Annotated in this window: 10 protein-coding genes; 5 read left to right on the forward strand and 5 right to left on the reverse strand. The window is 57.3% G+C overall.

What is annotated here, in order from left to right; all coding sequences use genetic code 11:
- Positions 1-87: 87 nt before the first annotated feature.
- On the reverse strand, positions 88-1,158 hold the full coding sequence (locus FBR45_RS01160) for a sensor histidine kinase (protein ID WP_138498560.1): 1,071 nt from the start codon (positions 1,156-1,158) through the stop codon (positions 88-90).
- A gap of 17 nt (positions 1,159-1,175) precedes the next feature.
- Positions 1,176-2,222, reverse strand: coding sequence for a sensor histidine kinase (locus FBR45_RS01165; RefSeq protein WP_138498562.1), 1,047 nt, complete (start codon positions 2,220-2,222; stop codon positions 1,176-1,178).
- Positions 2,223-2,459: 237 nt separating this feature from the next.
- On the opposite strand from FBR45_RS01165, the gene FBR45_RS01170 reads away from it, so the two are divergent.
- Together FBR45_RS01170 and FBR45_RS01175 are read left to right on the forward strand one after the other, a co-directional pair.
- Positions 2,460-2,963, forward strand: a complete 504-nt coding sequence (locus tag FBR45_RS01170; RefSeq protein ID WP_138498565.1) for a hypothetical protein — start codon at positions 2,460-2,462, stop codon at positions 2,961-2,963.
- A gap of 167 nt (positions 2,964-3,130) precedes the next feature.
- Entirely contained in the window at positions 3,131-4,477 is a 1,347-nt protein-coding gene (locus FBR45_RS01175) for a sensor histidine kinase (RefSeq protein WP_138498567.1), read from the forward strand.
- Positions 4,478-4,568: 91 nt separating this feature from the next.
- Here FBR45_RS01175 and nhaA read toward each other — a convergent pair whose 3' ends face one another.
- A complete protein-coding gene (gene nhaA / locus FBR45_RS01180; RefSeq protein ID WP_138498569.1) occupies positions 4,569-5,873 on the reverse strand; it encodes a Na+/H+ antiporter NhaA in 1,305 nt (434 codons plus the stop codon).
- A gap of 67 nt (positions 5,874-5,940) precedes the next feature.
- On the opposite strand from nhaA, the gene FBR45_RS01185 reads away from it, so the two are divergent.
- The 3 genes from FBR45_RS01185 (at position 5,941) to FBR45_RS01195 (ending at position 7,428) form a co-directional block, all read left to right on the forward strand.
- Positions 5,941-6,216, forward strand: a complete 276-nt coding sequence (locus FBR45_RS01185) for a UBP-type zinc finger domain-containing protein (protein ID WP_138498571.1) — start codon at positions 5,941-5,943, stop codon at positions 6,214-6,216.
- A 124-nt stretch (positions 6,217-6,340) separates the two neighbouring features.
- Positions 6,341-6,997, forward strand: coding sequence for an RNA polymerase sigma factor (locus tag FBR45_RS01190; protein ID WP_246082071.1), 657 nt, complete (start codon positions 6,341-6,343; stop codon positions 6,995-6,997).
- 59 nt (positions 6,998-7,056) lie between these two features.
- Positions 7,057-7,428, forward strand: coding sequence for a hypothetical protein (locus tag FBR45_RS01195; RefSeq protein WP_138498575.1), 372 nt, complete (start codon positions 7,057-7,059; stop codon positions 7,426-7,428).
- A gap of 231 nt (positions 7,429-7,659) precedes the next feature.
- Here the strand turns inward: FBR45_RS01195 and FBR45_RS01200 are convergent, their stop codons facing one another.
- On the reverse strand, positions 7,660-9,192 hold the full coding sequence (locus FBR45_RS01200; RefSeq protein ID WP_138498577.1) for a SusD/RagB family nutrient-binding outer membrane lipoprotein: 1,533 nt from the start codon (positions 9,190-9,192) through the stop codon (positions 7,660-7,662).
- A gap of 16 nt (positions 9,193-9,208) precedes the next feature.
- The gene (locus FBR45_RS01205) at positions 9,209-12,421 is read right to left on the reverse strand and encodes a SusC/RagA family TonB-linked outer membrane protein (protein ID WP_138498579.1); all 3,213 of its coding nucleotides are present in this window, start codon (positions 12,419-12,421) and stop codon (positions 9,209-9,211) included.
- Between the last annotated feature and the right edge of the window lie 161 nt (positions 12,422-12,582).

Below are 12,582 nucleotides of genomic sequence, written 5' to 3' on the forward strand. Positions count from 1 at the left end.
TACGGTACGGGTCAACGCTGGGTCAAATGTACTCGTGATCAACCCGCATAAACAGGGGCTGAACCCACCCAAACGCAGCATCAGCCGTCAGGCTTCGCTGAGCAGGGTGGTTTGACCGAGCAGGGGCAGCGTTACCGTAAACTGCCCGTTGGTTTCTTCAATATGTACGGCTGATCGGCTCAGCAATCGGTATTTAGCGGTAATGTTAGCCAGCCCGACCCCATTCGAGAGTACGGTTTGCCGGTCGGTGCGGGCCGGTTTGCGCTGCAGGTTGTTGCTGACGACCAAGCAACCGGTCGAACTGGTGGCCAGGCGGATGTGCAGCGGCTGATCGGCCGAGACAATATTGTGTTTGATGGCATTCTCGACCAGCAGTTGCAACGTCAGGGGCGGTAGCCGGGCGTCCAGCCAGCTATCGGCCACGTCGATCTGCATGGTCAGGCCGTTGCCGTAGCGGGTGCGCTGCAGATGAAAATACGACCGGATAAATCGCAGCTCGGTAGCCAGGGTAGTCAGCTCGTCGGTGTTGTTCTGAAGCAGGTAGCGGTATACGCTGGCCAGCTCCGCTACAAACTCTTCGGCCCGCCCGGGGTCTTCGTCGATCAATGACGAGAGTGAGTTGAGGCTGTTGAACAGAAAATGCGGGCTGACCTGCTGTTTAAGTCCGTCGAGCTGGCTTTGCAGGTTAGCTTTTTTCAGCTTCTCGGTCTCGTTCAGCGCCTGCGACCAGCGCTCGAAGGTATAAACGCTTTCATGGATGACGTTCACGATCACGTTGCCAACCACACTCAGCAGCAGCGCCCGTTGCAGCCGCCCCGCATCGAACCTGTAACCCGGAAAGTCGATCCAGTCGTAGCCGTAAAAGAAAAGCAGGACAACGAGCCAACTCATCATCACATGAGCCAGCAGTGACAGCAGCAGCCGTTGCCAGGTTTGGCGGATGGCTGGGAGCCGCTGGCGGAAATAGATAGCCGGTATCGCATGCAGAAAGTAAAGGGGCGTCAGAACCAGTACGATGCTGAGCGTGGCGTAGACGAACACATCGGGCCGCCGGACATAGGTCGCGCCGAACAACAGGTAGTTGAACAGCAGGTAGTAGCAGGGCAGCACGCATAGCGCAATCAGGTTGTCCCGTCTGGTATAGGCCGTCGTCTTCATGGTTGGGGTAGGTTAGGTCAGACTTTCAGCAGTACCGCACTGTCTACGCTTTTGGCAACGAGCGGCAGCCGAACGCTGAACAGAGAGCCATCGTCGATGATCTGGGGCGGGGGCAGATGCAACACAAGGTATCGGCTGATGAGCCGATCCAGGCCGCCGGGCTGGGTATCGAGCAGGCGGGTTCGGCGCTGGAGGGTGTTGCTGACCAACAGCGCGTTATCCTGGGTGTAGATACGGATGCAGAGCGGTTTGGCGGCCTCAATGACGTTGTGTCGACTGGCGTTTTCGACCAGCGTCTGAAGCGTCAGCGGGGGCAGAAGCCGGTCGAGCAGGGTGTCGTCTACGTCGATCTGATACTCGAAAGCGGCCCCGTAGCGGGTTTTAAACAGATAGAGAAACGAGCGGATAAAGGTTAGCTCGGTCTTTAGCGGCACCAGCTGCTGTTTTTCGGTCTGGAGCAGGTAGCGATAAACAGTGGCCAGCTCATCGAGAAAATCGTTGGCGCGGTTTCGGTCTTCGCTGATCAGGGCCGACAGGGCGTTGAGGCTGTTGAACAGAAAATGGGGATTGACCTGGCTCCTGAGGCTGTCGAGCTGGCTTTGCAGGCTGGCCTGCTGTACGGCCTGACTTTCGGCAACGGCCAGCCGATAAAGCCGGAGGTAGTAGATGATTTCGTAGATAGCCCCCACCAGAACCGTCGCGAAAAAGCCAACCAGCACATTGACAACGTAGGAGCGGATGGTCAGCGGTTTGGCGGCCAACCCCGAATGGTCGATGGCGGTGGTGAACAGCAGCTGCGACACCAGCGTGATCAGCACGTAGCCGATGAAGGTGACTACGATCCGGCGATGGGTCTGCCGAATCCGGTGGTAACGCCGACGAACGAACATCAGCCACTGAACCACCAGCGCCCAGACCGGAGTCAGGTATACGACCCCCACGGCTACCCAGCTGAAATACGTTACCGGATTGTACTGATAGTCACGCAGGTAAAACAGGTTCACCAGCATGATCAGGGCGGGTATACCCAGGCGTCTGAACCATTTGTCGTTGGGGCGCTCCACAAGAAATAAAGGAAACGGTTACTAACTAATTCTTGCTCAAACTTGATCCATTTTGTACGAACCCCCAATTGGAACGCCGATGAATACGCAGGATTGGCGGTTGAAACGCAATTTATTCCGCTCTAAGGGCCGACTCTGCGCTCTGATCCGGAACAGCACTGGCAACCCGCCCGGGGAAGGCCACCTTTGCCCCGTCAAACGACCGCATTCATTCCTCTAAAAATCAACAACAATACGATGAAACGCATGCTAATTTTATTGCCCGGCGTTCTGCTGGGCGTTCTGCTCGGAACGGTAGCCTGTAAACAGGATAAGGCCAGCCCGGCGCCCGGCAGCGCATCCGTAGCCGCTCCGGCTTTTGTTGGACCCCGCTGGCATATGACGGCGTTCCGGCTCGATCCGCCAACTGATTTCGATGGCGATGGGAAGCTGGATACCGACCTGCTCTCGTTCATGTCTGCCTGCGACCGCGACAATGCGCTGGTGTTCGACCCAGGCGGGAAGCTGATTACGACCGACGGCCAGATCACCTGCGATACCCCCGAAACGGGAGCCGCGCGGGGCGGCAGCTGGACGTACAACTACGCCACCCGAACCATTACCATCACTAGCGGCTCTGCCAACAGCGTAACGACCTGGGAGGTGGCCGACCTGACCAGCCAGACCCTGACAATCCACGCAACCATTACCGAAGAAGGCAAACCGCTCCGGACCACCATAGTCTGGAAAGCTGTTCCCTAGCCGACTCGTAATCTTCCTAAACCCGCCGGACCGACCCGTTCGGTTCAGGCCCCCGGTGTGACGGTTCATTGGGGGCTTTTTCCGTTTCATCAGGCCTGCCATTGCGTTCACCTACCATTATTGGCAATTTTTGCTCTATTTCGCCTGACTAAGAGAAGTTCGCCATCATGACGTTTGCCACCTGGAATCTGCTGTTTACCGGCATGATCAGCTCTATTCTATTGCTGAACGTGGTGCAGTGGATTATCTACCGCGAGCGTATTTACGGGCTTTATACGCTGTACATGCTGGCCTGGCTCGTTTATTTCGGCCTGCGTGTCGACGAGATCAATGCCTACGTGCCGGCTTCGGTTCTGTATTTTGTCCGGGCCGTGGCACCCATGCTGGCTTACCTTATCTATTTCGATTTTGCCGATGCGCTGATTCAGCTGCAGGCGCGACTGCCGGTTCTGTTTCGGTTGTTCAGGCTGGCCCGGCTCGTTATTATACTCTATGCCCTCCTGATCGGCGTGCTGTGTTTCGGGCTTGACACCTGGTACGCAGCCGTGTATGATACGGCTCATACCAGTATGCGGCTGCTGATTGTTGTTCTGGCCACGTTCGGTATTGTCCAGATTCGTGGGTTGAGGGGCGTGGTGCCGCGCTACGTATCGACGGGGTCGGGCCTGTTGCTGATCGGTGGTATTACGGCTATGGTGCTGACTATGATCGGGCTGCCCGCCGATACGCCCCTGCTGTTTCTGCAGGCTCCGCTGACCTATATGGAGTTCGGGATTTTGGCCGAGTTGCTTTGTTTCACCCTGGTGCTGGGGTACCGGCAGCGTCGGGGGGCCATCAGGAGTGCCATTGTTGAGCAGCGAATTGCCCGCGAACACGAGTATCTGCAGCGGAAACGGGTAGAGGCCGAGCTGGTTACGGAAAAGCTTCAACAGCAGATGGCTACGGTACAGATGATGGCGCTGCAGGCGCAGCTGAACCCCCATTTTCTGTTCAATAGCCTCAACTCGCTCTCGTCGCTCATTGCCGACGAGCCTGCTAAAGCCGAACGATTCGTCGATGAGATGTCGAGTGTGTATCGATACCTGCTCCGAACCAACGATGTCGAGCTGACAACCCTGCAAACGGAGCTAACGTTCGTCGACTCTTACTACCACCTGCTGAAAACCCGCTACGGTAGTGGGATCGATCTGATCAGTGACATCGACGCTTCGTTGCTGGCCTATCGACTCCCGCCACTAACCCTCCACCTGCTGCTCGAAAACGCGATCAAACACAACATCGTCTCGGCCGATCAGCCGCTGCACATCCGCCTGACCACCACGTCCGACGGCTGGCTAACGATCAGTAACACCCTCCAGCGCAAGCCTGCCAACCGGGCCAGCTCCACCCAGAAAGGCCTGCTCAACATCCTGAACAAATACCAGCTGCTGGGTCAGCGTACCCCCCGTGTCGAAGAAACGAACAACACCTTCGTCGTATCCCTGCCACTCCTGCCTCCAACCATCGTCCCGTAGGGACACAACAGCGCAGCGTCGGTAGCGCAGGTAGCAAGACGTAACTACCGATACCATCAATACCCCATCGTCAATAAACGATGCCCTGTTTCTACGATACCCGACGCAGCAAACCATAGCCCGCCAGACCGGCTACCAGAGACGCCAGCAGGATAGCAATCTTCGCCGAATCCTGAAGAGCGGGCTGCCCGTCGAAGGCAAGCAGGGTGATGAAGATAGACATCGTGAAACCAATACCGGCCAGAATCGAAACCCCCAGGAGCTGCGACCAGCGCACATCGGCGGGGAGGGTAGCCCAGCCCAGCCGTACGGTACCGTAGCAAAGCAGGAAAACCCCCGCCGGTTTGCCCACGAGCAGCCCCGCCATAACGCCCAGCGCCAGCGGTTCGGTAAGCTGGCCCAGCGTAGACAGATCGATGGCAATGCTCGTGTTGCAGAACGCAAAGAAAGGAATGATAAAAAACGCCACCGGGCTGTGCAGAACCTGTTCGAGTCGCTGCGAGGGCGAGCTGATCTCTTCCGAAAGCGACTCCAGTTCTTCGCTGACATCGCGGGCTATGCAGCTTTGGGTACCTACCATCGTCTGGATGGTATTCAGCCGTTGCTGTACGGCAGCGCGGTCGGTCAGGCGGGTTCGGAAGGGGATCGCCATGGCCAGTAGTACCCCGGCAATAGTAGCGTGAATGCCCGATTTAAGCGTCAGATACCACAATACCAGCCCTAGCAGCAGATACACGCCCAGTACCCGTACGCCCAGCCGGTTGAGTACCAGCAGTCCGACCCAGACCAGCCCGGCCCCGATCAGATAATCAACCGCGATAGACTGGGTGTAAAAAACGGCGATGACGAGTACGGCGCCGAGATCATCGACAATAGCCAGGGCGGTCAGAAACACTTTGAGCGAGAGTGGAACCCGGTTGCCCAGCAGGTTAACGATAGCCAGCGCGAAGGCAATGTCGGTTGCCATCGGAATGCCCCAGCCGCCCGCCGTGGGGGTGCCCTGGTTAACGAGCCAGAACAGCCCGGCGGGGAGTACCATGCCGCCCAGCGCTCCGACCATGGGCAGAACGGCCTGCTGCACCGAGGCCAGCTCACCCTCCAGCACCTCGCGCTTGATCTCGAGTCCGACAATCAGGAAAAACAGCGCCATGAGCCCGTCGTTGACCCAGTGCGACAGGCTTTTTTCGAGCTGAAAGCTACCCACTGCTATTGAAAAGTGGTTTTCCCAGATGGCCGGGAAATAGCGGCCGATGCCGACGTCAGTATTGGCCAGCAGGAGCGCTACGATGCTGCTCAGGAGCAGGATAATACCGCCGGAAGCCTCCCGCTGGAAAAACTCGGCAAAGGGTTGTAGCAGCGGCTTCCCTAGTCGCCGGAGTAAAGAACTGTTGCTCATAAGCGGCTATGTAGTCATGGAAAATTCACGCAAATAAACGTAAGTTCAACCTGTAAATCTGCTAGAGATGCTAAAACAAACTCAACTCTGTACCCATCTGTCGGTGCTGACCGACGTTCGTTCGGCTCAGGAATATGTCTGCGAGGAGTGTATAAAAGCTGGCGACTCCTGGGTTCATCTCCGAACGTGCCAGACCTGCGGCACGACCCTCTGCTGCGACTCATCACCCAATAAGCACGCCACCCGGCATTATCATACCAGCCAGCATCCGGTCGTAGCCTCGGCTGAGCCGGGCGAACGCTGGTTGTGGTGCTATGCCGATGAGCAGATGGCTGGCTATTAGCCCGGTAACCCGCCGTTTGTCCCCGGTACGTTCCGCTCTTCCGATAAAGATGGGACTGCGGGCACTTGCCAGACAATATTTTCCTTCTGTTTCCGACTACCTGTATGTACGAACGAAACCGAATGTGAATCCAGCCCGTAGTAGTCAGTTTATCGACGCCCTGTCTCCGCAATATGCCCTGAGCCTGACCAGTGCAGGACTGGGTAGTAATGAGGAGTTGGGCCCGACACGCCCCCTGAGCGAGACCGTTCGGCAGGAGCGGGCCCGGCTGCTGGCCTTCATACGTCGGCGACTGCCCGACCCCGACGATGCCGAAGATATCGTGCAGGATGTCTTTGTGGAGTTGACCGAAGCGTACCAGACCGCCAAACCCATTGGTCGGGTAGCATCCTGGCTGTTTGCCGTGGCGCGTCATAAAATCAGCGACTGGTATCGTGGCCGAAACCGGACCCCCACCATTTCGCTCAGCGAGCCGCCCCATGCCGATGACGACCCCGAACAGCCAATCTTGGGAGAATGGCTCGCCATGACCGACGAGGCCGGACCCGAAAGCGAGTTCTTCCGCGAAACGCTCATGGAAGCCCTGGCCGATGCGCTGGCCGAGCTACCAGCCGAACAACGCGATGTTTTTGTGCAGCATGAACTGGAAGGGCGCAGTTTCAACGACATAGCAGCCGCTGGTCAGGTGCCGCTCAATACGCTCCTGTCACGCAAGCGTTATGCGGTGCTGCACCTGCGCAAACGCCTGCGCGACTGGTACGAAGATTTCTTCAACGAGTAACCACGTCTGGTGTCCGTAACAAACTATAACACCCTGCGGGCAACCGCATCTATCGACAAATGAAACGATTCTGGATTCGCCGGGCGGCCCGCTTTCTTGGCTTTGCTATTGTACTGGCCGGATTGGCCGGCCTGACCGTTATGACACTCTGGAACGCGCTGTTGCCCCCTATCCTGGGGGTATCGGCCATCGGGTTCTGGCAGGCGCTGGGTCTGTTGCTCCTCAGCCGCATCCTGTTCGGGGGGTATGGTGTTCGGGGCCGGGGCTGGGAGGGTGGCTGGAAAGGCCGCAGGGCCTGGAAAGAGAAGATGGCCGAGCGCTGGCAGCAGATAACCCCCGAAGAACGCGAACAGATGAAAGCCCGCTGGCGTGACCGCTGTACCGGCCGCGGCCGGTGGGATAACCCTCCATCCGACCCCCGCGCCGATTAAAACCGGACCACCCGGAATCACCTAAAACAACAAAACCCCGATCCGGCGGATCGGGGTTTTGTACGTAGAGACGCAACCCCTTGCGTCTCCTGACCGGATGGTTTTTGCTGTCGCACGAGTGGTCCGTGGGGACACGAACCACGGTGGGGGGCGTCTCCTAACCGGATGGTTTTTGCAGCCGCGCCCGGGGTCCGTGTCCCCACGGACCCCGGATTCGGATAGTTGGGGTCTCTACTGTTTATCCCACCAAACGCGGGTATCGAGGTTGTCGGGGCCCTGCCGTGATGAAGCTTCGCCTACGTTGGCCTGGTTGACAGCGATCTCAGAATCGGGGTATGGAATCCGGTTGATGAAGCTGCCTTTGATCTCCTTGCCCGGATACGGGTTGGGCGTTAGTTTGGGGAAACCACTGCGCCGGAAGTTGGCAAACGCTTCGGGACCGTTCAGGAACGAAGCGAGCCAGTACTGGGTGTTGATCTGCTCCAGACCCCGGGCGGCATCGTATGGGTTTTTCTCCAGATAGGTAGTGATGGCTGCGGCCGGGACCGCTGCGGTGGCGTCTGCATCGGCAAGTTGCTGCATATGGGCCGTAACGCCCGCTTTGTAGTAGTCGGCTGCGCTGCCGGTTGTCCAGCCCCGTTGTGCGGCTTCGGCCAGCAACAGCTGGGTTTGGGCATAGGTGACCAGGAAAGTGGGTGCATCCAGCTTGCCCAGGCGTGTCCGGTCCAGCTGCGAGTAGTCGTAGAAGCTCGCCAACTTGTCGGCGGCTACCTGCGTGGCTACGGTGCCGTTGTCGAAGCCGAGTGGCATACCGATCTGCACTGCCGGATCGCGGTTGATGCGGGCCGCTGTTTGCTCCGAGCCACTCCGGGCCCCTACATAACGAGCCGCAATAGACGCCAGACGGGGATCGCCGGTCGTGCGAAGATAATCGACAAAATAGCGGGTCAGGTAAAAGTTAGCCGCTTCGGTCGAGTTCAGCAGCGACCCTACCAGGTTGTTGAACGTAGCATTGTTACGAACAATACCGTTGTCGGCATTAGATTGCATGAGCCCGCCGGCAATGGCTTTCTGAGCCGTCGACTGCGCCAGCGTCGGATTGACTTTCGTCAGACGCATACCGGCCCGAAACAGCACCGAGTTACCGAACCGTTTCCAGCGGGGAATGTTACCGCCGAACATCACCTCACCGGCTTCGGTTGGTTTGCTGGCGTCCAGAGCCGCCGTGGCCTCGGTGAGTTCTTTGATGATATCCTCATAGATAGCCTGCTGAGCGTCGTATTTGGGTCTGATGTTGCCGCTTAGATACCCCAGTCCAGCCTCTTTATACGGTACATCGCCATAGGTGTCGGTCAGGACCATGAACGCATAGGCTTTCCAGATGCGGGCCATGTGGTACAGGTTGCTCCGGTTGGCATCGTCTTTCGTTTTGGCAATTACATCGACTACGTACCGGATCACGTCGCGGTAATACCGCTGCCACATGCCCGCATTTTGGCCGGTAGGGCCGGGGTTACCAACGTTGAAGTTACCGCCGGCCAGTACGCCCGAGTTTGGCGAGTACATGTACTGCACAATGGCATGTTCAAAAACCAGGGTCGACGTCGGGAACGACGTGTTAACGACGGCATTATTGAAGACAAAAACCGGATTGATTGTGGTAGCCGCCGTAGGGTTAACGTTTAGCGTATCGAACCCTTCTTCGCAACTGCTCATCCAGGTGAGGAGAGCAACCAGCGTGAGCGTAAGGCTTATTTTTTTCATGGATGCTGTCTGCGTATTAGAATCTGACATTGAGGTTGAAACCGGTGCTCCGGGTTATGGGTAGGCCTGTCGATTCCAGACCGACCAGGTTGTCTGAGCTAAAGCCGAATTGCTCCGGGTCGATATTGGGGACCCACTTCTTCAGCACGGCTACGTTGTTCGATACCACGTTGAGCCGGACGCCTTTGATAAACAGGTTCTTGGGCAGAAACCGGGTGAAGTCGTACCCCAGCGAGATCTGGCGAAGCTTCCAGAAACCGGCGTCATAAACTACCTGCTCGCCCAAACTTCTTGACCGGCCCACCGAGTAGTAGTCCTGCACAAAGGCGCGAACCGCGTTGGTCTCGCCTTTGTCGTTCACGCCTACGCCTACCATCTTGTTGTCGGCATCGCCCCGGCCAACCAGAGACTCTTTGTGGAGCCCGTGCCGGTACGCATTCAGGTTGGTACCGGAAATCATTTTTCCGCCCAGCTTGAAGTCGATCAGTACCGACAGGTTAAGGCCTTTGTAGGTGAATGCGTTCGTGATACCGCCTACGTACTTGGGCAGGGCTGACCCGAACGAGATGGGCGTTGCCGTACGGGCAGGCAGGCCGCTGCCATCGTGCACAATCCGGCCCTGGGCGTCGCGCAGGTAGCCGAAGGTATAAAGCTGACCCAGCGGCTGGCCTACCACGTGGCGCAGTTCACCAACGTAGATGCCATTACCGACCACGATCTGTTCGGCCTGCTTATCTTTGTTGTAGTCTTTTTCGGGGCTACCGTCGTCGTCGGTCAGCAGTTTGAGCAGCTTCGTCTCGTTATACGAACCGTTCAGGGTTATGTCCCACTTAAAATTGGTGCTCTGGATCGGGGTCAGGTTCAGCAACACTTCGATACCCCGGTTGCGACTTTGCCCGCTGTTAATCAGGGTACTGGTATAGCCCGATGCATCAGACGATTGAGCGGCAACAATCTGATCGCTCGTTATTTTGTTGTAAACGGCCAGGTCGAGGCCAACGCGCCGGTTGAACATCCGTAACTCAAGTCCTAACTCGGTTTCGGTGGTGCGGCTTGGTCTCAGGCTGGCGCTGGGAATGGTATTGGAGGTAACGAACGCCAGCGGCTGTCCCTGAAACAGGTTAGCATTGACGCCGTAGAACAGGTTATTGGAATAGGGCGCTACGTCACCATCGCTACCCACCTCGGCATAGGCACCCCGGAGTTTACCGAAGTTCAGCCATGAAGGCAGATTGTTGAACGCCTGCGAGAACACGAAGCTACCCGTTACCGAAGTGTACAGGATACTGCGGTTAGCCGGGGCCAGGGTCGAGAACCAGTCGTTGCGGCCCGTAACGCCAAGGAACAGATAGTCGTTATACGAGAATTCGGCGGCTCCGTAGAGGGAGTTGACTTTGCGCTCGCTCAGCCCAAAGGTGGGGTCTTTCAGACGGCCGTTCTGGGGGGTATACAGATCCCGGATAATGAAGTCGGTTACCTGTACGCTGTTCAGGTCGCTCCGGCGATAGAGCTGGTTGCCGCCCGCCGTCAGGTCAACGCCAAATTTGCCGAAGGTCCGGTTGGCCCCGATCAGGAAGTCGCTGTTGAGCTCGCGGAACCGGCGGGCCTCCTGCACGTAAGCGCCGTTAACAAACCCGGCGGGTGCGGCAGATAGCGATGCCTGTCCGGTTGGGAAGTTATAGTCCTGATCCCGCGACCAGTAATCCTGACCAACCCGAACCTGCGCATATAGCCAGTCGGTGAAGTTATAGCGGGCGGTCAGGTTGCCGAACAGGCGATCCCGGCGGATGTTCTCGAACTTCCGGTTCAGCACGAAGTAGGGGTTGGTCCGGTTCTGGAAGCGCGAGTAGATAAACTCATTGCCCGTAGCCGGGTTGATCTGGTTGGCTTCCAGCACGTCGAGCGGCATCGAATTGGCCAGGGTGTAGATAACCGTAGGGGTACTGTTATCCTGCTGCGCGATCTGGGGTGGGTTTTTGTTGTACTCGTTGGAGTAGTTCAGCGTTCCCGACACGTTCAGTTTGGGCGAAATATTGTAGTTGAAGCCCAGGTTGATGGTTTTCCGGTTGAAGGTGTTGTTGCGCACAATACCCTTGTTGTCGGTATTGGAAACCGACAGGTTGAATCCGCCTTTCTCGCTGCCCGACGAAACCGCTACCGAGTTGGTCCAGGTGGAGCCGGTGCGGTAGAACTTGGCGATCCGATCCCGAACCGGTTCGTAGGGAACGGTAACGCCCCCAAATAGCACCTGGGTCTGCCCGGCAAATTTTTCGCCGAAGCTCCATACGCCCGTTGTTGGGTTGGGGGCCGTTGGCCGCACGCCGTATTCGCCCTGGCCGTATTCGTACTGGTAATCCGTAAAGTCGAGGGGCGTATCGGTGGTGAAATTGGTGTTGTAGGTCACGCCGATCCCCTGGCCGCTGGCTTTTGTTTTGGTGGTAATCAGGATGGCGCCGTCCTTGGCCCGCGAGCCGTACAGGGCGGCTGCGGTACCGCCTTTCAGCACGGTCATCTCCTGAATATCGTCCGGGTTGATCGACGACAGGCCATCGCCCCCGTCGGAGTAGTTGCGGTCGCGGTTGCCAATGGAGTTGTCACCGCCGGTGTTGCCGTTGTTCTGGCCGAAGTTTGTGTTATCGATCGGTACGCCGTTTACCACAATCAGCGGGCTGTTCTGCCCCGAGAACGACGACTGACCCCGAATCCGGATCTTGCTGGTCCCCGCAGCGCCGGTACCCAGGCTACTGATGTTAACCCCGGCAATTTTTCCCTGTAAGGCGTTCATGAAGTTCACCGTTCGGTTGGTCGTTACCTGTTCCGGGCTCACGGTAGCGGTGGCGTAGCCCAGGCGCTTGGCTTCTTTTTTGATACCGAGTGCCGTTACAACGACCTCGTTCAGGTTCTGCTCCCCTTCCTGCAGGCTGACGTTCACCTGCGACTGGTTACCGACGGCGACCTCCCGACCCACGTATCCGATGGCACTGAAGACCAGCGTAGCATTTGGCGAGACGCTCAGCGCGTAGTTACCGTCTGCATCGGAGGTAGTACCCGTCTGGGTGTTTTTGATCAACACGTTAACGCCCGGAATAGGTGTCTGGTCTTTTCCGGAAGTTACGCGGCCTGTTATCCGGCGGTCCTGTGCGTGCGTGACAGTGGTGGTGAGCAGAAGCAGCGCCCACAGCAGCGCACGCAACGTACCTGTTGATTGGGTTAGTAAATGGTATTTCATACAGGGTTATTTATAAGTTACTTTTGTCTTGTTTGAATAACGCAACTATTTCTTGGTAGATTACCAAGCCAGATAAAGCCCCTGTACACGTATTTTCTACTATAGTTTGATGAGTAATTTCAGGAAAAAGCTGCGTATAGCCTACCTGATGACAAGCCTTT

This window comes from Spirosoma lacussanchae (assembly GCF_005870035.1).
In the GTDB taxonomy this organism is placed as follows: domain Bacteria; phylum Bacteroidota; class Bacteroidia; order Cytophagales; family Spirosomataceae; genus Spirosoma; species Spirosoma lacussanchae.

What these genes read in the sequence shown, in the direction of transcription:
- FBR45_RS01160 (WP_138498560.1), bottom strand. Translation starts at nt 1,158, where the DNA reads ATGAAGACGACGGCCTATACCAGACGGGACAACCTGATTGCGCTATGC.
- FBR45_RS01170 (WP_138498565.1), top strand. Translation starts at nt 2,460, where the DNA reads ATGAAACGCATGCTAATTTTATTGCCCGGCGTTCTGCTGGGCGTTCTG.
- FBR45_RS01175 (WP_138498567.1), top strand. Translation starts at nt 3,131, where the DNA reads ATGACGTTTGCCACCTGGAATCTGCTGTTTACCGGCATGATCAGCTCT.
- nhaA (WP_138498569.1), bottom strand. Translation starts at nt 5,873, where the DNA reads ATGAGCAACAGTTCTTTACTCCGGCGACTAGGGAAGCCGCTGCTACAA.
- FBR45_RS01185 (WP_138498571.1), top strand. Translation starts at nt 5,941, where the DNA reads ATGCTAAAACAAACTCAACTCTGTACCCATCTGTCGGTGCTGACCGAC.
- FBR45_RS01195 (WP_138498575.1), top strand. Translation starts at nt 7,057, where the DNA reads ATGAAACGATTCTGGATTCGCCGGGCGGCCCGCTTTCTTGGCTTTGCT.
- FBR45_RS01200 (WP_138498577.1), bottom strand. Translation starts at nt 9,192, where the DNA reads ATGAAAAAAATAAGCCTTACGCTCACGCTGGTTGCTCTCCTCACCTGG.
- FBR45_RS01205 (WP_138498579.1), bottom strand. Translation starts at nt 12,421, where the DNA reads ATGAAATACCATTTACTAACCCAATCAACAGGTACGTTGCGTGCGCTG.